The sequence below is a fragment of the Plantibacter sp. ME-Dv--P-095 genome (assembly GCF_030209365.1).
Lineage (GTDB): Bacteria > Actinomycetota > Actinomycetes > Actinomycetales > Microbacteriaceae > Plantibacter.
The window spans coordinates 243,958-268,913 of the sequence record NZ_JARVSB010000009.1; the positions used below are offsets into that span (position 1 = coordinate 243,958).

The 24,956-nt window shown below is 70.2% G+C and carries 20 protein-coding genes; 8 read left to right on the forward strand and 12 right to left on the reverse strand.

What is annotated here, in order from left to right; translation table 11 throughout:
- Positions 1-25 precede the first annotated feature (25 nt).
- The 5 genes from QRN26_RS13300 (at position 26) to QRN26_RS13320 (ending at position 5,942) form a co-directional block, all read left to right on the forward strand.
- The gene (locus QRN26_RS13300; RefSeq protein ID WP_056012565.1) at positions 26-1,351 is read left to right on the forward strand and encodes a bifunctional o-acetylhomoserine/o-acetylserine sulfhydrylase; all 1,326 of its coding nucleotides are present in this window, start codon (positions 26-28) and stop codon (positions 1,349-1,351) included.
- 262 nt (positions 1,352-1,613) lie between these two features.
- A complete protein-coding gene (metX, locus tag QRN26_RS13305) occupies positions 1,614-2,819 on the forward strand; it encodes a homoserine O-acetyltransferase MetX (protein WP_056012568.1) in 1,206 nt (401 codons plus the stop codon).
- A gap of 80 nt (positions 2,820-2,899) precedes the next feature.
- Positions 2,900-4,066 (forward strand): sensor histidine kinase, encoded by a 1,167-nt coding sequence (locus tag QRN26_RS13310; protein ID WP_285037177.1) that lies wholly within the window; start codon positions 2,900-2,902, stop codon positions 4,064-4,066.
- Positions 4,063-5,295 carry a hypothetical protein gene (locus tag QRN26_RS13315; protein ID WP_285037178.1) on the forward strand — a complete coding sequence of 411 codons (1,233 nt, stop codon included), beginning with the start codon at positions 4,063-4,065 and terminating at the stop codon, positions 5,293-5,295. Before QRN26_RS13310 ends, QRN26_RS13315 begins: the two co-directional genes overlap by 4 nt.
- Positions 5,292-5,942 carry a response regulator transcription factor gene (locus QRN26_RS13320; RefSeq protein ID WP_056012577.1) on the forward strand — a complete coding sequence of 217 codons (651 nt, stop codon included), beginning with the start codon at positions 5,292-5,294 and terminating at the stop codon, positions 5,940-5,942. The genes QRN26_RS13315 and QRN26_RS13320 overlap by 4 nt, the downstream gene beginning before the upstream one ends.
- 61 nt (positions 5,943-6,003) lie before the next feature.
- Here the strand turns inward: QRN26_RS13320 and QRN26_RS13325 are convergent, their stop codons facing one another.
- The 7 genes from QRN26_RS13325 to QRN26_RS13355 all read right to left on the reverse strand — a co-directional run bounded on the left by QRN26_RS13325 (position 6,004) and on the right by QRN26_RS13355 (position 13,063).
- Positions 6,004-7,305: an MFS transporter gene (locus QRN26_RS13325; RefSeq protein WP_285037179.1), complete on the reverse strand. Its 1,302-nt coding sequence runs from the start codon at positions 7,303-7,305 to the stop codon at positions 6,004-6,006.
- Between the two features lie 75 nt (positions 7,306-7,380).
- On the reverse strand, positions 7,381-7,689 hold the full coding sequence (locus tag QRN26_RS13330; RefSeq protein ID WP_056012580.1) for a thiamine-binding protein: 309 nt from the start codon (positions 7,687-7,689) through the stop codon (positions 7,381-7,383).
- A 3-nt stretch (positions 7,690-7,692) separates the two neighbouring features.
- Entirely contained in the window at positions 7,693-8,928 is a 1,236-nt protein-coding gene (locus QRN26_RS13335) for a glycosyltransferase 87 family protein (protein ID WP_285037180.1), read from the reverse strand.
- Between the two features lie 90 nt (positions 8,929-9,018).
- A complete protein-coding gene (locus QRN26_RS13340) occupies positions 9,019-10,560 on the reverse strand; it encodes an FAD-dependent oxidoreductase (RefSeq protein WP_285037181.1) in 1,542 nt (513 codons plus the stop codon).
- A 57-nt stretch (positions 10,561-10,617) separates the two neighbouring features.
- Complete coding sequence (locus tag QRN26_RS13345) at positions 10,618-11,505, reverse strand: FAD:protein FMN transferase (protein ID WP_285037182.1); 888 nt, start codon at positions 11,503-11,505, stop codon at positions 10,618-10,620.
- 20 nt (positions 11,506-11,525) lie between these two features.
- Complete coding sequence (locus QRN26_RS13350; protein WP_157580024.1) at positions 11,526-12,053, reverse strand: FMN-binding protein; 528 nt, start codon at positions 12,051-12,053, stop codon at positions 11,526-11,528.
- 146 nt (positions 12,054-12,199) lie between these two features.
- The gene (locus QRN26_RS13355; protein ID WP_056781736.1) at positions 12,200-13,063 is read right to left on the reverse strand and encodes an ADP-dependent NAD(P)H-hydrate dehydratase; all 864 of its coding nucleotides are present in this window, start codon (positions 13,061-13,063) and stop codon (positions 12,200-12,202) included.
- Positions 13,064-13,166: 103 nt separating this feature from the next.
- On the opposite strand from QRN26_RS13355, the gene QRN26_RS13360 reads away from it, so the two are divergent.
- Positions 13,167-14,243 (forward strand): NADH:flavin oxidoreductase/NADH oxidase, encoded by a 1,077-nt coding sequence (locus tag QRN26_RS13360; protein WP_285037183.1) that lies wholly within the window; start codon positions 13,167-13,169, stop codon positions 14,241-14,243.
- A 75-nt stretch (positions 14,244-14,318) separates the two neighbouring features.
- On the opposite strand, the gene QRN26_RS13365 is transcribed toward QRN26_RS13360, so the two are convergent.
- The 3 genes from QRN26_RS13365 to QRN26_RS13375 all read right to left on the reverse strand — a co-directional run bounded on the left by QRN26_RS13365 (position 14,319) and on the right by QRN26_RS13375 (position 18,198).
- Positions 14,319-15,368: a hemolysin family protein gene (locus QRN26_RS13365; protein WP_056012595.1), complete on the reverse strand. Its 1,050-nt coding sequence runs from the start codon at positions 15,366-15,368 to the stop codon at positions 14,319-14,321.
- Positions 15,365-16,684 (reverse strand): hemolysin family protein, encoded by a 1,320-nt coding sequence (locus QRN26_RS13370; RefSeq protein ID WP_056012599.1) that lies wholly within the window; start codon positions 16,682-16,684, stop codon positions 15,365-15,367. Before QRN26_RS13370 ends, QRN26_RS13365 begins: the two co-directional genes overlap by 4 nt.
- 149 nt (positions 16,685-16,833) lie before the next feature.
- On the reverse strand, positions 16,834-18,198 hold the full coding sequence (locus tag QRN26_RS13375; RefSeq protein WP_285037184.1) for an MFS transporter: 1,365 nt from the start codon (positions 18,196-18,198) through the stop codon (positions 16,834-16,836).
- Between the two features lie 153 nt (positions 18,199-18,351).
- Here QRN26_RS13375 and QRN26_RS13380 point away from each other — a divergent pair, with 153 nt between their 5' ends.
- Positions 18,352-19,197 carry a LysR substrate-binding domain-containing protein gene (locus tag QRN26_RS13380; protein ID WP_056012604.1) on the forward strand — a complete coding sequence of 282 codons (846 nt, stop codon included), beginning with the start codon at positions 18,352-18,354 and terminating at the stop codon, positions 19,195-19,197.
- Positions 19,198-19,209: 12 nt separating this feature from the next.
- Here the strand turns inward: QRN26_RS13380 and QRN26_RS13385 are convergent, their stop codons facing one another.
- Together QRN26_RS13385 and guaB1 are read right to left on the reverse strand one after the other, a co-directional pair.
- Positions 19,210-19,509, reverse strand: a complete 300-nt coding sequence (locus QRN26_RS13385) for a hypothetical protein (RefSeq protein ID WP_056781729.1) — start codon at positions 19,507-19,509, stop codon at positions 19,210-19,212.
- A 60-nt stretch (positions 19,510-19,569) separates the two neighbouring features.
- Complete coding sequence (guaB1, locus tag QRN26_RS13390) at positions 19,570-21,009, reverse strand: GMP reductase (RefSeq protein ID WP_056012609.1); 1,440 nt, start codon at positions 21,007-21,009, stop codon at positions 19,570-19,572.
- 134 nt (positions 21,010-21,143) lie between these two features.
- Between guaB1 and QRN26_RS13395 the strand changes: the two genes are divergently transcribed.
- A complete protein-coding gene (locus tag QRN26_RS13395; RefSeq protein WP_285037185.1) occupies positions 21,144-24,911 on the forward strand; it encodes a multifunctional oxoglutarate decarboxylase/oxoglutarate dehydrogenase thiamine pyrophosphate-binding subunit/dihydrolipoyllysine-residue succinyltransferase subunit in 3,768 nt (1,255 codons plus the stop codon).
- The last annotated feature ends 45 nt before the right edge of the window (positions 24,912-24,956 follow it).

Sequence of the window (24,956 nt, forward strand, 5' to 3'; positions counted from 1 at the left end):
ACCCGAGCAGAGGGGACCATCCATCATGAGCGATGCCACGAACGACTGGAAGTTCGAGACGAAGCAGATCCACTCGGGAGCCGCGCCCGATCCGGTCACGAAGGCCAGGGCGACGCCGATCTACCAGACCACGAGCTACGTCTTCGACAACGCCGACCACGCGAAGAACCTCTTCGCGCTCGCGGAGTTCGGCAACATCTACACGCGCATCCAGAACCCGACGCAGGCCGTCGTCGAGGAGCGACTCACCGCACTCGAGGGTGGATCGGGTGCGCTCCTCCTCGCGTCCGGTCAGGCCGCCGAGGCGTCCGCCGTGCTGAACATCGCGCAGGCGGGCGACCACATCGTGTCGTCCTCCTCGATCTACGGCGGGACGTACAACCTCTTCAAGTACACGCTCGCGAAGCTCGGCATCGAGACCACCTTCGTCGAGAACCAGGACGACGCCGAGGAGTGGCGTCGCGCCGTGCGTCCGAACACGAAGCTGTTCTTCGCGGAGACCATCGGCAACCCGAAGATCAACATCCTGGACATCCGGCTCGTCGCCGACGTCGCGCACGCGGCCGGTGTGCCGCTCATCGTCGACAACACGATCGCGACGCCCTACCTCATCCGCCCCTTCGAGCACGGGGCGGACATCATCGTCCACTCGGCCACGAAGTTCCTCGGCGGCCACGGCACGGTCATCGGCGGGGTCATCGTCGACGGCGGCACCTTCTCCTGGACCGGCCACGCGGAGCGGTTCCCGGGCCTCACGACGCCGGACCCCTCGTACCACGGGGCCGTCTACACGGACGCCGTCGGAGACGCCCTCGCCTACATCATCAAGGCCCGCGTGCAGTTGCTGCGCGACCTCGGTGCGGCCATCGCCCCGGCGAGCGCCTGGCAGCTCATCCAGGGCATCGAGACGCTCAGTCTGCGGATCGAGCGTCACGTGCAGAACGCCCAGCACGTCGCCGAGTGGCTCGACGCGCACCCCGACATCGCGAGCGTCAACTACTCGGGGCTGCCGTCGAGCCCCTGGTACGCCACCGCCAACCGGTACGCCCCGAAGGGGGTCGGCGCCGTGCTGTCCTTCGAGCTGAAGGGCGGCGTCGACGCTGGTCGCGCGTTCGTGAACTCGCTGAAGTTGTTCTCGCACCTCGCGAACATCGGCGACGTCCGTTCGCTCGTCATCCACCCGGCGTCGACGACGCACTCGCAGCTGTCGCCCGAGCAGCAGCTCACGGCCGGGGTCACGCCGGGTCTCGTGCGCCTCTCCGTGGGGCTCGAGAACATCGACGACATCACGGCGGACCTCCAGGCCGGTCTGACCGCCGCGAAGCAGGTCGTCGAGGCCGCCCGGGTCTGATCCCTCCGGCTCTGATCACTTCCGGGGTGTGCCAGCGCGATGCGCTGACGCGAGCGCACCCCACCACCGCGAGCGCGGGTCTCCAGAGACCCGCGCTCGCGTCATTCATGAGGCGCTCGCGCCGGTTCCGGGTCGCTCGGGCCGAGACAGCGCGCCGAGGCCGACGGGCGTGCGCTCGCGTCAGCGCACCGCGCCGACCACCACCGAACCGGCGACGTAACACGGCCGGTCGGCGCGCCAGGGCACGCCACAATGGAGACCTATGGACTGGCAGATCCCGGAAGACAGTGTGCCCTCCCGCTTCGTGACCGAGGCCGAGGTCGGCGCCCTGCTCGCGAACCCGCCCTCGAGCGGCGCGTGGCGGGACGGCGACCGCCCGGGCGACCGGTTGTTCGCGCCGCTCGGCCGCCTCGACTTCGAGCACGGCGGCAGCATCCCGCACGCCAGGCTGGCCTACGAGACCTGGGGCACCCTCGACGACGACGGCGGGAACGCGGTCCTCGTGCTCCACGCCCTCACCGGCGACAGCCACGTGCTCGGCTCCGCAGGCAACGGGCACGCGACGGCCGGTTGGTGGGCCGGCGTCGTCGGCCCCGGCCTCGCCGTCGACACGGACCGCTGGTTCGTCGTCGCACCGAACATGATCGGCGGTTGCCAGGGCAGCACCGGCCCCTCGTCCTTCGCCCCCGACGGCGTCGAGTGGGGTTCCCGGTTCCCGTACACCTCCGTCCGCGACCAGGTGGAGGCGCAGCACCGGCTCCTCGGACACCTCGGTCTCGACCGGTGGGCCGCCGTCATCGGTGGGTCGATGGGCGGCATGCACGCCCTCGAGTGGGCCGTCACCCATCCGGACCTCGTCGAGCGCCTTGCCGTGATCGCGGCTCCCCCGGTGACGACGGCCGACCAGATCTCCTTGAACTTCGTCCAGCTCGAGGCGGTGCGGACCGACCCGAACTTCCAGGGCGGCGACTACTACGACGCGCCCGACGGCGACGGTCCGCACCGCGGGCTCGCCCTCGCCCGTCGCATGGCGCTGCTCAACTACCGCAGTCCGGGTGAGTTGAACGCGCGGTTCGAGCGCAGCTGGCAGTCGAGCGTCAGCCCGCTCGGCCGGGGCGGACGCTTCGCCGTGGAGTCCTACCTCGACTTCCACGGCAACAAGTTCACGCGTCGGTTCGACGCCGGAAGCTATGTGACGCTCGTCGAGGCGATGAACTCGCACGACGTCGGGCGCGACCGCGGTGGGGTCGGGGCCGCGTTGCGCGGCTATCCGGGGCCGTCGCTCGTCCTCGGGATCGACAGCGACCGGCTCTTCCCGGTCAGCGGGCAGGAGGAGATCGCCCTGCACCTCTCGGGCAACCTCGACGGCACCCGACCGGCGGTCTTGCGGTCCGATTTCGGACACGACGGATTCCTGATCGAGAACGCCTTGGTCGGCCCGCACCTGAGCCGACTCCTGGACGTCTGAGGGCGGCCGCCCGGCCGCCCGACAGTCGTTCCGTTGCGCGTGCGTCACCCGATAAGGTGACTCCTCAGAGGAGCGTGAGCATGGAACGCGAGGCGAGGACCAAGCGACGTCTACTGCGGCGCACGACCCGCTTGTTCGGGCTCTCCGGATGTGTCACCGCCGCCATGATCCTCAGTGTCCCGGGGGTGGTGTCCGGAGGCCGATACGCCGCCGTGCTCCTCCTCGTCGGCGCGCTCGCCGTCACGCACATCGCCGCGGAGCAGTACGACAGTCCCCGCTGGCTCGCCCTGGTCTTCCTCGCCGGCGTCGTCGCGGTGGTCGTCGTCGGCCTGTCCGACGGCGGCACCGGCAGCGTCGGACAGGCGGGCGCCATCGCCGCCATCGCCTCCCTCGGGATGGGGGCGATCGCCGCGAGACTCGTGCCGTTCCGCCGCGCCTGGCCGTTGCTGCTCGGGGCGTTCCTCCTGACCGCCGTCGCGATCGTCGTCGTCACCGGGGCGACCAACCTCACGATCCCCACGATCGGTCTCACTGCGGCCGTGTGGGTGACGATCGGAGCGTTCGGCGGATGGCTCGACACGAGCGTGCCCCGACTCATCCGCCGCGTCGACAACATCGGTAGCGCCTACAACGCGGAGCGGCTCGCGAGCCAGGCCGAGTCGCAACGACGGCAGGACGCCCGGCTCCTCCACGACACCGCGCTCGCGACCCTGACGCTCCTCGCCCACTCCGGGCGGGGCGTCGACGCCACCGCCCTCCGTTCGCAGGCGCGCAACGACGCGCACCTGCTCCGGAGCCTCCGGCTCGGCGAGGAGCTCAGTCCCGTCTCCTCCGGCACCTACATCCTGCAACGCAGTGCCGATTTCACCCTCGACGAGGGCATCGAAGCCGTGACGGACCGCTTCGCCGGACTCGGACTCACCGTCAACGTCTACGGCGGTGGCCAGGCGAAGCTCGACCCCCGGGTCCGCGAAGCCTTCCTCCTCGCGCTCGGCGAGTGCCTCGAGAACGTGCGACGCCATTCCGGCGTGGATTCGGCCGACGTCACCGTCTCCATCGACGAGCAGACGGCCAGGCTCCTCATCACGGACACCGGGAGCGGGTTCGATCCGACAGCGGTGCCGGATGGTCACCTCGGCGTCGCTGAATCGGTCGTCGCGCGCATCCAGGAGGTCGGCGGTCAGGCGCGCGTGTTCTCCGCCCCGGGTGCCGGCACGACCGTGATCCTGGAGGTCCCGCAGGCATGAGCATCGACCGCCTCGCCGCCGCCTCCGGGCCCACCCGCCGGTACCGGCACCGGCGCGCATTGGACCGTCAGCGGTCGTCGCTCGGGACGAGACAGCTGGGGATCGGGCTGTCGGTGTCCGGTCTCATCCTCGTCGCCTACGCGGCGATCCGGTTCGTCGAGTCGTTCTGGCACTACCCACGGCCGCTCCTCACCGTGGTGGCCTGGCTCCTCCTCGCCGGCGCGGTCGCGTCCACCTTCCTCCTGCTCCGCCGTTCCGCGTTCCACCTCTCGGACCGGTTGTTCGTCGCGCTGCTGATCGAGCTGGTGGTGGTCGCCACCCTCGACCTGGCGAGCGTGTGGAGCCGCGACGCCGTCGGGGTGTATCCGACGGCCGCCGCGGCCGTCGGTGGCGTGCTGCTCGCCGTCGTGACCCTCCGGCCCGCGCGCGACGTCGCCGCGGCGACCGTGGTGCTCGGGCTCCTGCTCGTCGGGTCCATCCTCACCATCACGCGGACGCAGAGCCCGACGCTCGGGGCTGAGTTGATCTTCGCCGCGATCGCCGTCGTGCCGCCGCTCATCGCCTGCGCGATCGTCTCCCAGTACCGCCGGATCGTCCGCCTCGAACTCGACCGGGTCATGGTCGCCTCGACCGTCGCGAGCGTCCGCGACGCCCTCGGGTTCTTCGACTCCGAGGAGCTCGTCGCGCTGGACCTCGAGGCCGAGGAGTTGTTCGACGGGGTCGCCGACGGCTCCGTCGACCTCCCGCTCAGTCCCGAGCTCGCCGCCCGCGCCTCCCGCCTCGCCACGGAGCTCCGCCGCCACCTCATGTCGGAGGGCAAGGAGACCTGGCTCGAGCACGCGTTCCAGGAGTCGTCCGTGCTGTCCGAGCGCGCGACCCTGCGCGATCCCGAACGGCTGGCGACCTATCTCGCAACGGATCAGCGGGATGGCCTGCTCTCTGCAGTATGGTTGCTCCTCGGGGAAGCAGACGCGCAGACTGCCACAGCTGTGCTGACGCTCGGGCCGGTCGACCGCTCCGAACGACAGGGCCGTCCGGGAGCACTCACCCTCCCGATCGTCCTCGAAGCGAGCGGGGTGCAGCGCGCCAAGGTGGATCCCGCGGTTTGGGAAGCACTCGGACGAGTGGGCTCCTCTTCGGACACGTACCAGAAATCCCGCATCAGGATCGACATCGACAGCACCGTCGACAATCCCGCTGCGGGCCAGCGGAAAGGGGAACGTCAATGACGTCACAGGAGTCACGGATCAGGGTCGGCATCGTCGATGACCACCGGATGCTGCTCGGCGCGCTCACCGAATGGATCAGGAGCGTCGCCGACGACATCGAACTCGTCGTCGTCACCCCCTCGTGGCCGGAACTCCTGACGCACCCGGCCTTCCCCGTCGACGTCCTCCTGCTCGACGTCGACCTCAAGGACAACGTCCCGGTGGCCGTGAAGCTCGCGACGCTGAAGACCACCGGGGTCACCACCGTCCTCATGAGCACGTACAGCGACCCGGCCGTGGTGCGCGAGGCCCTGGCGGCCGGCGCGCTCGGCTACCTCGCGAAGAGCGAGGACGCGGAGACCATCGTGCACGCACTCCGCGCGGCATCCCGTGGCGAGTCGTACATCTCCCCGGAGCTCGACCTCGCGCTCGCGAGCGGCGCGTCCGGGACGGGACCCCGCCTCAGCGCGCAGGAGCGTCGGGTCATGGCCTTGTACGCCGCCGGTGAGCCGGTGAAGATGGTGGCCGAGAGCCTCGGGATCTCCGACGAGACGGCGAAGAGCTACCTCAAGCGCATCCGTGAGAAGTACCGCAACGCGGGTATCGACGTCGGCACGAAGGTCGCGCTGCGGAAGCGCGCGATCCTCGACGGCATCATCGTCGACTAGCCGCTCCGATCACGGCCCAGGCGCCCCTTCCCCGATGGCGGGAGGGGCGCCTGTTCCGTCTTCAGACGGGGATCGGCGCCGTCGGCGGATTGCGGTCCGCGACGCGTCGGTCCTCGGTCTCGTTCGCCCTGGCGAGCTCGCGTGCGAGCTGACGTCGCTCCACCCGGAAGCTCGTGATCACGATCACCAAGCCGACGCCCGTCAGCACGACACCCGTCCACACCGGGGCGAGGTAGCCGAGGCCGCCGGCGATGACGAGCCCGCCGAGGAAGGCCCCGAGGGCGTTCCCGATGTTGAGGGCGGAGTGGTTGAGCGCCGCGGCGAGCGACTGGCTGTCGCCGGCGACGTCCATGAGTCTCGTCTGGATGGCCGGCCCGAGCCCCTGCGAGGCGAAGCCGACGGCGAAGACGAACAGGAACATGGTCGGCGTCCATGACGCGGTGAGCGCGAGCGCGGTCAGCACGACGATCATGAGGCTGAAGAACACGATGAGCGCCCGCTTCACGCCGCGATCGGCGAGGTGTCCGCCCACGAGGTTGCCGATCGTCATGCCGACACCCATCGTCGCCAGGGCCCACGGCACGAGTGATGCGGACTCACCAGCCACCTCCGTCACGAGCGGGGCGAGGTAGCTGTAGACGGCGAAGAGTCCACCGAACCCGATGGATCCGAAGCCGAGCACGAACCACACCTGGCTCCGCCGGAACACCCGGAGCTCCCGTCGCATCGTCTGCTGCGGGTTCCCTGCCTGGACGGGCACGGCGAACCAGATGGTGACCGTCGCGAGCGCGAAGATCGCGGTGACGATGAGGTAGGCGGACCGCCAGCCGAACTCCTGGCCGACCCAGGTGGCGAACGGCACGCCGATCACGTTGGCGATCGTCAGGCCGGTCATGACGAGCGCGACGCCCTTGCCGCGCTTGCCCGGTCCCATGAGACTCGCGGCCACGAGCGCCGCCATCCCGAAGTAGGCGCCGTGCGGGAGCGCCGCGACGAAGCGGGCCAGCAGGACGAGGCCGAAGCTCGGCAGCAGCGCGGACGCGAGGGTGCCGACGGTGAACGCGACGCCGAGCCAGAGGAGCACGGTCTTGCGGCGGTAGCGGGCGACGAGTGCGGCGATCGTCGGGGCTCCGACGACCACACCGAGCGCGTAGGCGGTGATCAGCCAGGCGGCCTGGGCGTTCGCCTGCTCCTGGCTGCGCGCGGCGAGCTCTGGGAGGAGGTCGGTGGCGATGTTCGGCAGCAGCCCCATCGCGACGAACTCGGTGGTACCGATGCCGAAGGCACCCACGGCGAGCGCGAGGATGGCAAGACGAATGCGGGTCGGCGACAGCTGCGTCGACCCGTCCAGGATGGTGGGCATGGATCGAGTGTACGCGAATCCTCGAATCGATTCGAGTCCCATCCGCGGACGAACGGTGGAGGCACCCCGCAGGGATCAGCCGTCGTTGTCGAGCGCGGCGTCGAGCCGATCGAGCTTGGCCGTCAATTCACCCGTGTAGCCGGGCCGGATGTCGGCCTTCAGGACGAGGGAGACGCGGCTCCCGTAGGCGCCGACCGCTTCGGTGGCCTCCTTGATGACGGCGAACACCTCGTCCCACTCCCCCTCGATCGTCGTGAACATCGAGTCGGTCCGGTTCGGCAGTCCCGACTCACGGACGATTCGGACGGCCGCTGCGACGGCGTCGTGGACGGAGCCGTCCGACTTGCCGGTGCCGCTGGGTGCGACGGAGAAGGCGACGAGCATGGGTCACTCCTTGAGGGTTCGAGCATGGACACGGACGGGATCCGAAGACGACACCGCGTCGTCCTCGGGGTGGGCGGGGGCGAAGAGCGCGTGGACGGCCCACCCGGCGAGGACCAGGTAGGCGAGGTTGCGGACGGTCAGCACCGTCACGAGCACCGGATCGACGTTCAACAGCCACAGGTACAGGTACGGGTACACCAGCTGCGTGAGCGCCGCGATCACCAGGGTGATCACCGCCGGTGCGATGAAGCGCCGACGCTGGAGCACGAGCCCGAGGATCACCGGTGCCGCCAGCCACATCGCGAACTGCGGCGACCCGACCTTGTTGAAGACGATGAGCGTGAGGACGAACAGGAGCGCAAGCGGCGCCAGCACGGTCACGAGGGGCCGCCCGGTCCGGACGGCGAGGACACCCAGCAGCACCACACCCGCGACGGCGATCGCGAGCAACGGCGTCATGACGGCGATCGCGGTGTCGACGCCGGGACCGGTCACCTGGAAGGTCAGGATGTCGCGGTCGTAGTAGACGAAGCTTTGCGGGACGCGCAGGACGGCCAGCCAGAGGTACGCGTTCCCGATGAGGGACTCGATCTGCAGGCCACGACCGGTCTGCTCCGTCACGAAGCTCACCGCGTTCGCGCCGCCGAGGAGCAGCCCCACCCCGAGCACGACCGCCGAGGTCGCCGCGGCGGCGGCCACCACCCGTCCGCGGTGCCGGTGCGTCAGGACGATCGCGCCGACGAGTGCCGCCGGCCAGATCTTCATCCAGGCGGCGATCGTGAGGAGGACCGCGGCGACGCGCGGGCGTCCGGCGACCCAGAGGAGTCCGACGATCGCGATCGGCACGGTCACCGAGTCGATCCGTGCGAGGGCGATCGGTCCGAGCAGCAGCAGGAACGCGAGCCACCACCCCGCCGCGATCAGCCGTGGCCGCGAGTGACCGTTGCCGAGCAGCACCGCGAAGGCGCCGGCGTTCAACACGCTCACCATGAGCAGCCATCCGACGCCGTACCCGGCGCTGCCGAGCAGGAGCGGGATCAGCATGGGCACGATCGCGAGGATCGGATAGACCCAGGGTTCGTCGACGGCGGGGATGGGGCCGCCCGCCGTCGCCTGCTCCACCCACGGGCGGTACACGAGGACGACGTCGCCGAGCGGGAGCCCCTCGGCCACGAGGCAGAGCCAGCCGACGAGGAGATGCACGAAGCCGAACCCGCACCAGAGGACCCAACGCCGCATCACGTGGACCATCCTAGGCTCGCGCACGGCGCCGGGGCCGATCCGCCACTCGCGCGGCGGTCGACCCCGACGGGTGCGGCCTGGTGCCGATCAATACCCGCTGAAGGCGTCGGTGTGGACCCGGCCCACGCCGATGCCGCGCAATGCGGGCTTCAGGGCGTCGACCATGGCCGGGGGTCCGGAGATGAAGACCTCGCGGGAGGCCAGGTCAGGGACGGCCTCCGCGAGGCGCCCGTGGTCGAGTCGGCCTGGGCCGAGGGTGCGCCAACCCGCGGGCAGCGCGGCGTCCGCCGGCGGCCCGACCACGAGCACCGGTGTCCCCCAGGTCTCAAGCTCTGCGGCGTAGGCGAGCTCCTGCGGATCGGACACGACGTAGACGAGGACGATGTCGCGCTTCTCGGCTCGCAGATGCAGCCGGGACAACTGGCTGGCGAACGGCGTGATCCCGATCCCGGCGGCGATCAGCAGGACGGGCTTGGCCGGATCGTTCGGCAGGACGAAGTCGCCCCACACCCCGGTGGCCGAGAGGCTCGCGCCGACGGGCAGTGCGCTCAGCGCCCGCTTGAAGCTGCTGGCCCGCTCCGGGACCCGCATCGCCACGCGGATCGTCCGATCGGCGTCGGGCGGGGACGAGATGCTGAACATGCGCCGCGAACCTCTGACGTCCGCGCCGCGGTGCGGCAGCGACAGCTCGAGGTACTGGCCGGCCGCGAAGGGCACCGGCCGCTTCGAGCTGAACCGGTACTCGACCGCCGTCGGGGTGAGCGTGCGCGTCCCCTCGAGCGTCAGCCGCATCCCGCGGCGACGGGCGACGGCGAACGCGAGCACGTTGCCCACGATGAGCGCGAGTTCCGGGGTCGACGCCACCTGACCGAGCATGAACGGGATGGAGAACAGCACCGCGACGATCGCGGCCTCGCCGAGCTGCTGCCAGCGCCGGGGCGGCAGGGTCAGCGGCTCGGTCAGCATGAACGCGGCGAGGAAGAGGATCGGGTAGGACGTGAGCGGGGCGAGCAGCGCAGGTACGACCTCCTGACCGCCGACGACGAGTCGGACGGTCACGAGCGCCCAGGAGAGCACGATGAAGACGAGCGCCATCGTGAGTCGCTTGGTGCGGACGAGGACGAGGCCGCCGAGGACGACCACCGCGGGCAGCAGCCACGGGTTGGCGACCCACCAGACCGACGGCGACACCCCGGGGAGGACGACGTAGCTCGCGATGACGCTCGACACGAGGGCGGCGAGGGCGGCCGGGTTGAAGACGTGCCGGCCGCGGATCGCGAGCAGGTACTTCGACGCGGACCCGACCGTCGCCGCCAGGGCGATCCAGGCCAGCGCGGCCGGATCGCTCGTCGGCCACAGGATGAAGAACAGCAGGAGCGAGGTGATGATCGACGACTCGCTGTGCGGGCGCACCTGGAACAGGGCGCCGAACAGACGGTTCGTCAGGTACCCGACGACGAGCAGCGTGGCCAGTGTCGCGAGTAGTTCGAGCGGTTTGTAGAACACCTGGCCGAACAGGGACAGCACGAACGCGTAGATCGCGAGGGTGCCGAGCGAGAGCGTCACGAGGCGGTACATGGTGACCCGTCCGAGGACGGTGTCGAAGAAGTAGCCGATGCGGCCGTTCATGTGCGGTCTGCTTTCTGGATGATGGTGGCACCGGGGTGGGACCCGACGGTGCGTGACTCAGGTGAAGAGCTCGCCGGGGAAGCCGGCGGACCGATCCGTGAGGCCGCTGGTGAACATGCGGACGCTCTCGCAGGCGAAGGCTCCGCTGAGCGACTCGTGATCGGTGAAGAACAGGGCGGTGGCGAGGCCGTCGGCGACCATCGCCTGCCCGGCGGTGACCCACGTCGCCGCAACCGTCGCCGTCGGTTCGCCCGTCCGGCCGTCGATGACGTGGTGGAGGCCCTCGCCCCAGGCGCGACGGTTGACGGCTGACGCGCAGAGGGCGCCTGACTCGATCGTCGCGACCCCGATGGCCTTCCGCGGGTCGTAGGGGTGCTCGAGCGCGATCCGGAGCGGTTCCGGGGCGCCGCTCCCGTGCTCGTGTCGCAGGTCGCCCGAGGCGTCGATGGTGAAGGCCTCGTGCCCGTGCTCGACGAGGACGTCGCCGACGAGGTCGACGAGTCGGCCCTTGCCCGCCGCACCGATGTCGATCACCAGCGGGCGGTCCGTCTCGAGCACCTCGCCGTCCCACCGGGCCACGTCGTCCCAGGCCGGCGCGGCGAGCGCCGGCCCCTGCGGGACGAGCGTGTACGCGGCGTCGTACCCGAGCCGTTCGAGGGACGCTCCGATGAACGGGGTCATGGCGCCACCGGTGACATCGTGCAGGCGGCGGTAGGTGTCGAACAGGGCGATCGCGTCGTCCCTGGCGTCGTCCGGGAAGGCCGTCGAGACGGGGCCCTGGGCGAACCGGGCGACGAACGCGTCGCTCCGGAACCGCGACCAGGTGCGGTCGAAGCGGTCGATGCGTGCGGCGACGGCCTCGGCGGTGTCCGGCTCGAGTGGCAGCACGGTGTCGAGTTCCCAGCCGGTGCCGATCGCGTCGAAGCGCAGCGTCGTCTCGCTCATCGTCCGGCCGACCAGGCGGCTCAGCCCTTCGCTTCGGTCTTGATCGTGTCGATGGCGGCGTTGAACCCGCCGCTCGTGAGCGAGGAGCCGGCGACCTTGGAGACCTTGAGGCCGTCGATGTCCTTGCCGACGACCTCGCCGGCGATGCCGGAGATGAACTCGGCCTGGTACCGCTTGCTGTTCGCGCTCTCGGCGTGCGAGACGACGTCGACGGCGGTGACCTTGTCCTCGGCGAGTGTCACGGTCACGGTGATCGACTCGGTGCCGTTCGGCGACTGGTAGCTGCCGTCGGCGGTGTAGGAGCCGTCCTTGTAGTCGGTGGAGCCGGTCCCCGTCGCCGCGCCGGCGTCGCTGGTGGCCTCCGGGGTGGACGAGCTCTTGGCGTCCGGCGTGGTGGTCGTGGTCGTGCTCCCGGCGTCGGCTGCCGAGCATCCGGCCAGGCTGCCGATGAGGGTGAGACCGGTGAGCGCCGCGAACGTCGTCTTCTTCGCGGCCACGGAGAGCCGTGGCGTCCGTGCGGGGAGCTGGGTGGTGGTGGGGTTGCGCATCGTTCAATCTCCTCGGGCGATGTGGAGGCCGGGTGCCGGCCGCCGCGGCGAGGTCCCTGCCGCGGTGGCTTCAGTGTCCTGAGCTTCCCTATGGGCGAGCTATGAGCGTTCTGGGAGTTGTCCGCCGTCTGTCGGGTGAAACGCGCTCAGGAGAGGAGACCGTGCACGACGCCGCGGACGGCCTGGGACACGTCCAGCGCGGCGAGCGGGCCGTCGACGGCGGCCGCATCCCCGGCGGCGGCGTGGATCAGCACCCCGCTCGCGGCGATGCTCGCGAGCGAGGCCGGGTCGGCGAGGACGCGCTCCGCGTTGGTGGCCACGAGTGCCCCGATGATCCCGGCCAGCGCATCCCCGGTGCCGGCGGTCGCGAGCCAGGGCGATCCTCCGGCGACGGTGATCGCCTCGCCGTCGGGCGACACGACATGGGTGGTCCCGCCTTTCAGCACCACGACGATGCCGAGTCGAGCCGCGACGTCCGCGGCGTACGGCACCGGTTCAGCGCGGATCGCCTCGACATCGGCCGGACTCCCGAGGCCACTCAGCATGGTCGCCAGCTCCCCGACGTGCGGCGTCGCGACGATGCGCCACGACTCGTCGACCCCGAACGCACGTTGGTGGGCCCCGGCCGTGACGCGACGGAGGGATCCGGCGTCGGCGACGACCGGTTCACCGCCGTGCAGGGCGGCGTCGAGGAGCGCGCTCTCCGCGCGGGTGAGCTTGCCGGGGTCCATGCCGGAGCCGATGAGCCAGGCCTGGACCCGGCCCTCCGCCGTCACGACCTCCGGCCGTCGCTGCAGCACGAGCTCGGTCGGGCGGTCCGCGCCGAGGTAGCGGACCATGCCGACGCCGGTGCGGATCGCCGCCTCGACACCGATGACGGCTGCGCCCGGGTAGTGGTCGGATCCGGTCACGATCCCGAGCACGCCTCGGGAGTACTTGTCCGATTCGGCGTCGGGCACGGCGATCCAGTGACGTGCGTCGGCGGGGGTCCAGTGTCGGGGTTCGGCCATGCCTTCACCCTAGCCAGTCACCGCCGACCGGGACGGGAATCGCAGCGGCCCCCGCGACGTTGCGCCAGAGGCGACACCCTGTCGCCCGTCCCAGAGGAGTTCCGTGCCCGCACTGTTCGATCCGATCACCATCCGCGACCGCAGCATCCCCAACCGCCTGTGGGTCGCCCCGATGTGCCAGTACAGCGTGACCGCCGAGGACGGCGTCCCGACCGACTGGCACCTCATGCACCTCGGCCAGTTCGCGGCGGGCGGCTTCGGGCTCGTCATCTCCGAGGCGGCGGCCGTCAGCCCGGAGGGACGGATCACCCCGCAGGACGCCGGGATCTGGAACGACGAGCAGCGCGACGCCTGGCGCCGCATCACCGCGTTCATCGTCGAACAGGGCGCCGTCCCCGGCATCCAGCTCGCGCACGCCGGCCGGAAGGCCTCCACCTTCGCCCCGTGGGGCACCGACGGCACGGGCAGCGTCCCGCTCGACCAGGGTGGGTGGCCGACGGTGGCCCCGTCAGCCGAGGCCTTCCCCGGATACGACGTCCCCGCCGCGCTCGATGAGGCAGGCATCGATCGCGTCGTCGACGACTTCCGCGCTGCAGCGGTCCGATCCGTCGACGCCGGCTTCCAGGTCGTGGAACTGCACGCCGCACACGGGTACCTCCTCCATCAGTTCCTCTCCCCGCTCGTCAACCACCGCGAGGACGCCTACGGCGGGGCGCTCGAGGATCGCGCCAGACTCCTGCTCCGCGTCGTCGAGGCCGTCCGTGCCGTGCTGCCCGACGGCATGCCGCTGTTCATCCGGTTCTCCGCGACGGACTGGGTGGACGACGGCTGGGACGAGCATCAGACCGCGACCGTCGCCGCCTGGTGCGCCGAACGGGGTGCGGACTTCTTCGACATCTCCACCGGCGGTGCCGTCGGCGGCGTCCGGATCCCGCTCTCCCCCGGGTACCAGGTGCCGTTCGCGGCGCACATCGGTTCCACCGGTGTCGACACCAGCGCGGTCGGACTCATCACCGACGCCCAGCAGGCGGCGGCCATCGTCGCCGACGGCCAGGCGGAGGCGGTCATGGTCGCGCGCGAAGCCCTGCGCGACCCGCACTTCGCGCTACGCGCCGCCTCGGAGCTCGGTGTGGACGTCGCCTGGCCCGGCCAGTACGAACGGGCGAAGCCGCGCGGCTGACCACGCGGTCCACGCGACGACGGCCCGCACACGATCGCGTGCGGGCCGTCCTGTCTGTTGCGTGGGCGATGCCGGTCAGCGGCGCCTCGTGGCGTCCTGCACCTCGCCGACCAGTTCCTCGATGATGTCCTCGAGGAAGAGCACGCCGGTCGTGGCGCCGGCCTCGTCGAACACCCGCGCCACGTGGGCGCCGGACCGACGCATGGTCGTGAGGGCGTCCTCGACGTCCGATCCCTCGAACACCGACACGAGCTGACGGATGTGCTTCGCCGGTACCGGGCGCTCTTCGTCGCCGGTGCCGTCGAGGTCGTCGTACCGCAGCACGTCCTTGAGGTGGAGGTAGCCGATCGGGACCGACTCCTCGTCCACGATGACGTACCGCGAGTACCCGTACTTCGCGACGGCGCGCTCGACGTCCGAGGGGGTGGCCTCCTCCGTCAGGGTGATGAGGCTCGTGAGCGGAAGGGCCACGTCGTGGACCTTCTTCTCGGTGAACTCGAACGCGGCGACGAGCGCACCGGTGGCGTCCGTGAGCACGCCCTCGCGCGTCGACTGGTCGACGATCGTCGCGACCTCGTCGAGTGTGAAGGCGCTGGCCGCCTCGTTCTTCGGCTCGACCCGGAACAACCGGAGGACGGCGTTCGCGATCGCGTTGAGCGAGACGATGATCGGTCGGAAGACCCGCGCGACGAACACGAGCGGCGGTGCGAGCAGCAGCACCGCGCGATCGGGGATCGAGAAGGAGAGGTTCTTCGGGACCATCTCGCCGAAGACGACGTGCAGGTACGACACGAGCAGCAGCGCGATGACGAACGCCACCGTGCCGATGGTCTCCTCCGGCCAACCGGTGAGTGCGAGCGGCACCTCGAGGAGGTGGTGGATCGCGGGCTCCGAGACGTTCAGGATGAGGAGCGAACAGACGGTGATGCCCAGCTGGCTCGTCGCCAGCATGAGCGTCGCGTGCTCCATGGCCCAGAGGGCGGTCTTGGCACTCCGGCTGCCCTGCTCCGCGAGCGGTTCGATCTGCGAACGTCGTGCGGAGATGACCGCGAACTCGGCGCCGACGAAGAAGGCGTTCGCGAGCAGCAGCACGACGAGCCAGGCGATTCCTGCCCAGTCGCTCATGCGTCACCACCTTCCTCCGTGGGGACGGGTCTCGGGGTGAATCGGATCCGGTCGATGCGGCGGCCGTCGAGTCGTTCGACGCGGAGGGTGCCGTCCTCGAGCTCGATGACGTCGCCGGAGACGGCGAGGCGTCCGAGCTCACTCATGACGAAGCCGGCCACGGTCTCGTACGGACCGTCCTCCGGCACGCGCACACCGGCGCGCTCGAGGAGTTCGTCGGGACGGAGGCTGCCGGGGAAGGTGGTGGAGTCCCGTCCGCGGACGACGCCGGCGCGCGACCGGTCGTGTTCGTCGGCGACCTCACCGACGAGCTCCTCGACGAGGTCCTCGAGCGTGGTGACGCCGGCCGTGCCGCCGTACTCGTCGACGACGACGGCCATCTGGTAGCCGCGCCCGCGCAGTTGCGAGAGCAGGACGTCGAGCTTCATCGTCTCGGGGACGCGGAGCGCCGGCGACTGCAGCGCCGAGACCGGCACCTGACCACGCCGGTCGCGGGGCACCGCGATGGCCTGTTTGACGTGCACGACACCGGTGATGTCGTCGGCGTCGGCGTCGGTCACCGGGAAGCGGGAGTGCCCGGTCGCCCGTGCAAGCGCGAGCACCGCCTGAGCGGGCTCCCCCCGCTGAATCGAGGCGACGCGAGGGCGCGGCGTCATGACGTCGGAGGCGTCGAGGTTGGAGAAGCGGAGCGTGCGGTTCAGGAGGGTCGCGGTGTCGGCCTCGAGGGTGCCCTCGAGCGCGGAACGGCGCACGAGCGAGGAGAGTTCCTCGGCCGTCCGAGCTCCGGACAGCTCCTCCTTGGGCTCGATGCCCACCGACCGCAGGAGCCCGTTGGCGCTGCCGTTCAGGACGACGATGGCCGGCTTGAACACCCAGGTGAACGCGGTCTGGAACGGCACGACGAACTTGGCCGTCTGGCGTGGCAGCGCGAGCGCGAAGTTCTTCGGGACGAGCTCCCCGACGATCATGCTGAGCAGCGTGGCCACGGTGATGGCGACGATCGTCGCGACGACGGCCACGACGGCCTCGGGGATGCCGAGCGCTCCGAGCGGACCGGCGAGCATCGAGGAGAGCGCCGGCTCCATCGTGTACCCGGTGAGGAGCGTGGTGAGGGTGATGCCGAGCTGAGCGCTCGACAGGTGCGTCGACGTGATCTTGAGCGCCGCGATCGTCATCGTCAGGCGGCTCTCACCGCGATCGCGGCGGGCCTCGAGGTCCGCGCGGTCGAGGTTCACGAGGGCGAACTCGGAGGCGACGAAGAAGCCGGTGCCGATCGTCAGGACGAGGCCGACACCGAGCATGATCCACTCAGACATGCCGGTCCTGTCCGAGCTGACCGGTCGACGCCGGACGGAGGGAACGGCCGCCGGATCGAGCCGACGGCGCAGTGGGTCGGATCAGGTCGAAGCGGGGATGGTGGCCGGGGGATCTGTCTGAAGGAGGGTCGTCCATTGTGCGGACGAGTCTATCGGACTTCCGTCGCCGTGGACCCCGGATTCCCGGGGTTCTTCTCAGCTTCGTCGGTGCCGAGGCGACGCCGCGCGGCGCGTGTCCGGCGGCGGCGCAGGAGGAGGAACCGGAGACCGATGAGCCCCGCCGCGAGCGCCGGCACCCCACCGGAGACGATCATGCCGACGTGCGCTCCGGCGACCTCCACGATCCACCCCATGAGCGGACCGCCGATCGACTGCCCGCCGAGCAGCACGAGGATGTAGAGCGACATGACCCGTCCGCGGATCGCCACGTTCGACGACAGCTGGACGAGTGAGTTCGCGGCGGTGATGAAGAGGAGGTTCGCGACGCCGCCGGCGACGAGCAGGAGCGCGAACGGGATGAGCACGGGCATGGCCCCTGCGGCTGCCTGCAGGACGCCGACCGATGCCGCCGCCACGATCACGATGCGGAGGTTCACCCCGCCGCGCCGTGTCGAGGCGAGGGCACCGGTGAGCGCGCCGACCGCCACGAGGGAGTTGAGGAATCCGTAGCCGCTCGCACCGATGTCGAAGACGTCCGAGGCGTAGGCCGCCAGGAGGACGGGCAGGTTGAAGGCGAACACCGACATGAAGGCGACCATGATGACGGTCCACCGGATCGCCGGCTTCCGCATCGCGTAGCCGAGCCCCTCCTTGAGCTGCCCCTTCGCCTTGGCGAGCACGGGTGTCGGGACCAACTCGGAGACCCGCATGAGGGCGAGGGTGAGGACGACGCCCGAGCAGGCGAGCGCGTTGATCGCGAACGACCATCCCGACCCGACGGCGGTGATGAGGATGCCGCCGACCGCCGGTCCGACGAGCTGCCCCAGTTGGAACACGGCGGAGTTGAGGCTGATCGCGTTGCGCAGCCTGGCGGGTCCCACGAGCTCGTTGACGAACACCTGACGAGCCGGGTTGTCGACGACGGTGACGAGCCCCAGCATGAAGGCGATGACGTAGATGTGCCACACCTCGACGGCGCCGCTCAGCGTCAGGATCGACAGCGCCACGGCGAGTGCGGCGGCGAGCGACTGCGTGATCATGAGCAGCACGCGCTTGGAGTAGCGGTCGGCGATGACGCCGCCGAGCAGGCCGAAGAGGAGCATCGGCGCGAACTGCATGGCGACGGTGATCCCGACGGCCGCGACGCTGCCGGAGAGTTCGAGGACGAGCCAGTCCTGTGCGATGCGCTGCATGCCGATCGCGGTCGTGGCCACGATGTGCCCGATCGTGAAGAGCCTGAAGTTCGGGACGCGGAGCGAGGAGAAGGTGTCCCGCCAGGCGGGACGCTCCCCCACGATCGGCATGGGTGCGGTGGGTGGCGGTGGAGCGACGGCGGTGTCGGAGGGAGGGGTCACGGAGAGAGCCAGCGTTTCGTATGTCGAGTGCGTGTCGTATGGGTGGAGCCCGGCCGGGGCCGGAGGCTCCCCTCCACGCTATTGCCGAGCCCACCATTTCCGAGCAGGATGGTCCCTATCAGTCCTATTCGATTCCCGAATGATCGGTGACCCATGTTCGACCCGGCGCTCCTCCGCACTTTCCTGGCCGTCGCCGAGACGCGGAACTTCACCAGGGCGGCCGCGCAGCTCGGGTTGAGCCAGCCGACGGTCAGCCAGCAGATCCGCCGCCTCGAGGAGGCCGCGGGGCGCTGGCTCGTGGTCCGCGACACGAGGGCCGTCCGTCTGACCGACAACGGCGATGCGATGGCCGGGTTCGCGCGGACCATCCTGGCCGCCCACGCCGCGGCCGAGAGCTACTTCACCGGTTCCGCGATGAGCGGTCGCCTCCGCTTCGGGGCGGCCGACGATCTGGCGATGACCCAGCTCCCCCGGATCCTGCGTCACTTCCGGCAGGGCCACCCGCAGCTCAACCTCGAACTGACCGTCAACCAGAGCGGGCCGCTCTACCGCCGGTTGAAGGCGGGCGCGCTCGACCTCATCTTCATCAAGATGCACCCCGGTCAGAACGAGGGGAAGCTCGTCCGGACCGACTCGATGGTCTGGGTCGGCCTCGAGAAGACGGCCATCGAGCCCGGCCAGCCGATCCCCCTCATCGCCTACCAGGACCCGAGCCTGTCGCGGCAGCTCGCGATCGACGCGCTCGAAGCGGCCGGGCGCACCTGGCGCATCACCTGCAGCACCCGCGAGGTCAACGGGGTGCTCGCCGCCGTCCGCGCCGGCCTCGGCGTCGCGGTCTTCCCCCGCAGCCTCATCCCGAGCGACCTCGTGATGCTGAGCAACCGACTCGAGCTGCCGCCCCTCGGGGGCGTCGACTTCACGCTGCTCGCCAACCCCCTGGCCGCCTCTGGCCCGGTCGAGGCGCTCTCCTCGGCGATCATGGACCGCTCGCTCGCCTGACGAGGATCTCCGTCACACGGTGACGGGTGCGGACTCCTCGGTGAACGGCGCCGGGATCAGGTAGGTCTCGCGGACCTCGGCGGACTCGTGCGGGCCGCTGCCGTCCGGGGCGACGAAGGGCTCGTCGAACTCGACGATCCACGTCGTCAACCGGTCGGTCCACACCGAGATGAAGGCCGCCGCGCGCTGTCGGCCCGGCGCGACGATGACGCCGGACACGCGTGCCCCGGTCGACGGATCCGTCTCCGGGTCGACGAGCACCAACACCTGCATGCCGACGCCGAACCCGTGCTCGTGCTTGTCCACCACCATGCGTCCATCATCCCATCGCGTCCGTGGCCGTCGCACCTGGTCGTGCGCCCGCCACGTTGCTCACCAGGAGACCGGCAGCGCCTTGCCCTCTTCGTACCCCGCCGCCGACTGCACGCCGACGATCGCGCGCTCGTGGAAGCCGGGGACCGTGTCGGCACCCGCGTACGTGAACGAGGAGCGGACGCCCGCGGTGATCATGTCGAGGAGGTCCTCCACGGACGGCCGCAGCGGGTCGATCGTGATGCGCGAGGAGGAGATGCCCTCGGCGAAGAGGGTCTTGCGGGCCAGCTCGAACGGGTCGAGCCGGCCGAAGCGCTCGTGCACGGCCTTCGTCGACGCCATCCCCCAGCTCTCCTTGTAGATCGATCCGTCGGCGGCGCGCTGGAGTTCGCCCGGGGCCTCGATCGTGCCGGCGAACCAGGACCCGATCATCACGGAACTCGCACCGGCGGCGAGCGCGAGCGCGACGTCGCGCGGGTAGCGGACACCGCCGTCGGCCCAGACCGTGGCGCCGAGCGCGCGTGCTGCGGCGGCCGTCTCGAGGACGGCGGAGAACTGCGGACGCCCGACGGCGGTCATCATGCGCGTCGTACACATCGCGCCGGGGCCGACGCCGACCTTGAGGATGTCGGCACCGGCGTCGACGAGGTCCTGCACGGCGAGGGACGAGACGACGTTGCCCGCGACGATCGGGAGGCCGAGGTCGAGCGCCCGGACGGCGGCGATGGCCCGGAGCATGCCCTCCTGGTGGCCGTGCGCGGTGTCGATCACGAGGACGTCGACGCCGGCTGCGGCGAGCGCCTTCGCCTTCGCCGCGACGTCGCCGTTGATGCCGACGGCCGCGGCGACCCGGAGACGGCCGGACGCGTCGAGCGCCGGGGTGTAGATGGTCGACCGGAGCGCGCTGGTGCGGCTCAACGTGCCGACGACCGCGCCGTGGTGCAGCACCGGCGCGAACTCGACGTCCGCCGCCACCATGAGGTCGAAGGCGGCTCGACCGCCGGTGACGTCGTCGGCGTCGATCGAGGCCAGCGGACCCCGTGCGAGGTCGCCGAGCCGCGCGTCGGGCAGCGCCGTGGCGAGTCGGGCGGCCGGGATGCAGCCGGCGAACGCGTCGTGCTCGTCGTGGAGCACGATGCCGTGGCCGGCGACCGCGGGGATGAGCCGCAGGGCCTCGGCGGCCGTCTGGTCGTCGCGCATGATCAGTGGGGTGTCGAACGCGACGGGCTGTGCCTTGACCCAGCGGATCGCCGCATCGAGGTCTTGGAGCGGCATGTCCTGGGGCAGGACGCCGAGCCCGCCGCGGCGGGCGAGTGCCGCCGCCAGACGCGGGCCGGTGACGGAGTTCATGTTGGCCGAGACGATGGGGATCGTGGCGCCGGTGCCGTCGTCCGGAGCCAGGTCGACGTCGAGCCGGCTCGTGATCCCCGAGCGGCTGGGGACGAGGAAGACGTCCGAGTAGGTCAGGTCGTGGCTGGGAATCTCACCGATGAACCGCATGAGAACACCGTATCCCGAGCGGCGTCCGAGCCGCGCCGACGGCGGAATGGGTTTAGGCTTGATGACTGGATCGTGCGGGCATGTTCCCTGCCCGCAAACAGCAAGAATTCAACGGAGAGAGTGGGCGATCGACGGTGTCGAGCCAGATGACCGGAGTGGGCGCCGATGACGGCGCAACGAACGAATTCGGAGCCAATGAGTGGCTCGTCGACGAGATGTACGAGCAGTACCTCGTCGACAAGGATTCCGTGGACCGCTCCTGGTGGCCGATCCTCGAGCACTACCGACCGGTGAACGGTGCCGCCCAGGGAACGACGGGTGAGCAGGCCGGTGCCGGTGCGGCTGCCGGCGGTGCGAGCGCCACCGCTCCGACGGCCTCCGCCGAGGACGCCGCCAACCGCGTCAACCCGCCGACGGCTCCGATCCAGGTCATCGGCGCACAGCCGGTGGCCCGCACCACCTCGGTGCAGGCGAAGCCGGCCCCGATCCCGGCCGACGCCCCCATGACGAGCCCGAACCAGGTCCAGCAGCCGAAGAGCGACCAGACCGAGCCCGCTCCCGAGGACGTCGACAAGGTCACGGTCCTGAAGGGCATGGCCAAGTCGCTCGCCACGAACATGGACGCGAGCCTCACGGTCCCGACCGCGACGAGCGTGCGCACCATCCCCGCGAAGCTGATGATCGACAACCGCATCGTCATCAACAACCACCTGAAGCGCGCCAGAGGCGGCAAGGTCAGCTTCACCCACCTCATCGGGTGGGCGCTCATCCAGGCGTTGAAGGACTTCCCGAGCCAGAACGTCTACTACGAGGAGGCCGACGGCAAGCCGACGGTCGTCGCGCCCGCGCACATCAACCTCGGCATCGCCATCGACCTGCCGAAGCCCGACGGCTCGCGCGCCCTCATGGTGCCGGGCATCAAGCGTGCCGACACCCTCACGTTCAACGAGTACCTGTCCGCCTACGAGGACCTCGTCACCCGCGCCCGCAAGGGCAAGCTGACCGGGGCCGACTTCCAGGGCGTCACGATCTCGCTCACGAACCCGGGCGGCATCGGGACGGTCCACTCGGTCCCCCGCCTCATGAAGGGCCAGGGCTGCATCATCGGCGCCGGCGCACTCGAGTACCCGGCCGAGTTCCAGGGCGCCTCCGAGCGCACGCTCAACGAGCTCGCGATCGGCAAGACGATCACCCTCACGAGCACCTACGACCACCGCGTCATCCAGGGTGCCGGCTCGGGTGAGTTCCTCAAGGTCGTGCACGAGTTGCTCATCGGCAGCCGCAGCTTCTACCAGGACATCTTCGCGGCCCTGCGCATCCCGTACGACCCGATCCACTGGTCGCCCGACATCAGCGTCGACCTCGCCGACGCCGTCGACAAGACCGCGCGCGTCCAGGAGCTCATCAACGCGTTCCGCGTCCGCGGCCACCTCATGGCCGACATCGACCCGCTCGAGTACGTGCAGCGCTCCCACCCCGACCTCGAGATCGAGACCCACGGACTCACGTTCTGGGACCTCGACCGCGAGTTCGTGACGGGCGCCTTCGGCTCGGCCCGCACGGCCAAGCTGCGCGACATCCTCGGTGTCCTGCGCGACTCCTACTGCCGCACCACGGGCATCGAGTACATGCACATCCAGGACCCCGCGCAGCGCAAGTGGATCCAGAGCAAGGTCGAGCGCAAGTACGAGAAGCCCACGCACGACGAGCAGATGCGCATCCTCGGGAAGCTCAACGAGGCCGAGGCCTTCGAGACCTTCCTGCAGACGAAGTACGTCGGCCAGAAGCGCTTCAGCCTCGAGGGCGGCGAGTCGACCATCGCCCTCCTCGACACCATCCTCCAGGGTGCCTCCCAGGCCCAGCTCGACGAGGTCGCCATCGGCATGGCCCACCGCGGCCGCCTCAACGTCCTCACGAACATCGCCGGCAAGACGTACGGCCAGATCTTCCGCGAGTTCGAGGGCACGCAGGACCCGGCGAGCCACGGTTCCGGCGACGTGAAGTACCACCTCGGCACCGAGGGCACGTTCAAGGCCGAGGACGGCCGCGAGATCCCGGTCTACCTGGCAGCGAACCCCTCGCACCTCGAGGCCGTGAACGGCGTGCTCGAGGGCATCGTCCGCGCGAAGCAGGACCGCGGGCCGATCGGCGCGTTCGGCACCCTTCCGATCCTCATCCACGGCGACGCGGCGATGGCCGGTCAGGGCGTCGTCCTCGAGACGATGCAGCTGTCCCAGCTCCGCGGCTACCGCACGGGTGGAACGGTCCACGTCGTCATCAACAACCAGGTCGGCTTCACGACGCCTCCCGGCGAGGGCCGTTCCTCGATCTACAACACCGACGTCGCGAAGACCATCCAGGCACCGATCTTCCACGTGAACGGCGACGACCCCGAGGCCGTCGTCCGGGTCGCGGAGCTCGCCTTCGAGTACCGCCAGGAGTTCAAGCGCGACGTCGTCATCGACCTCGTGTGCTACCGCCGACGCGGCCACAACGAGGGCGACGACCCGTCGATGACGCAGCCGCTCATGTACAGCCTCATCGAGGCGAAGCGCTCGGTCCGGAAGCTGTACACCGAGGCGCTCGTCGGTCGTGGCGACATCACCGAGGAGGAGTACGAGGCCGCTCACCGCGACTTCCAGGACCGCCTCGAGCGCGCCTTCATGGAGACGCACGCCGAGCAGACCTCGCCGACGCCGGTCCCGACGGAGGTCCTCGACGAGGACGGCTACTCCGGCGAGCTCGAGACGACCGGGGTCTCCGAGGGCGTCGTCCAGCTGATCGGCGACGCGTTCAACAACAAGCCGGCCGGCTTCACGGTGCACCCGAAGGTGCAGCAGCTGCTCGAGAAGCGCCTCGACATGAGCCGCAACGGCAACATCGACTGGGGCTTCGGCGAGCTGCTGGCCCTCGGGTCCGTCCTCATCGAGGGCACGCCGGTGCGCATGTCCGGTCAGGACTCCCGACGCGGCACCTTCGTGCAGCGTCACGCCGTCCTCCACGACCGGGTCAACGGCCAGGAGTGGCTGCCGCTCGCGAACCTCAGCGACAACCAGGCACGGTTCTGGATCTACGACTCGCTCCTCAGCGAGTACGCGGTCATGGGCTTCGAGTACGGCTACTCGGTCGAGCGGGCCGACGCGCTCGTGCTGTGGGAGGCGCAGTTCGGTGACTTCACCAACGGCGCGCAGACCATCATCGACGAGTTCATCTCCTCCGCGGAGCAGAAGTGGTCGCAGCGGTCGAGTGTCACGCTCCTCCTCCCCCACGGCTACGAGGGACAGGGGCCCGACCACTCGTCCGCACGGATCGAGCGGTTCCTCCAGCTCTGCGCCGAGGACAACATGACCGTCGCTCGCCCGTCGACCCCGGCGTCGTACTTCCACCTGCTGCGCCGTCAGGCGTACGCACGCCCGCGCCGCCCGCTCGTCGTCTTCACCCCGAAGGCGATGCTGCGACTGCGCGGTGCGACCAGTCCGGTGGCGGACTTCACCTCGGGTCGCTTCGAGCCGGTCATCGACGACGCCAGGATCACCGACAAGGCGGCGGTCAAGCGGGTGCTGCTGCACTCCGGCAAGATCCACTACGACCTGCTGAGCGAACTGCAGAAGCAGCCGAACGAGGAGATCGCCCTCGTCCGCGTCGAGCAGTTCTACCCGGTCCCCGCGGCGGAGCTGAACGCGGTCGTCGCCCAGTACCCGGACGCCGAGCTCGTCTGGGTGCAGGACGAACCCGAGAACCAGGGTGCGTGGCCGTTCATCTGTCTCGAAGCCGCCAAGCACCTCGAGGGCCGGACGGTGCGCAACGTGTCGCGGACCGCGTCCGCGTCGCCCGCGACCGGTTCCGCGAAGCGTCACGCCGCTGAGCAGGCCGAGCTGCTGCGCACCGCGCTCACGCTCTGACGCGACAGCTCACGACGAAGGCCGCCCGTTTCGACGGGCGGCCTT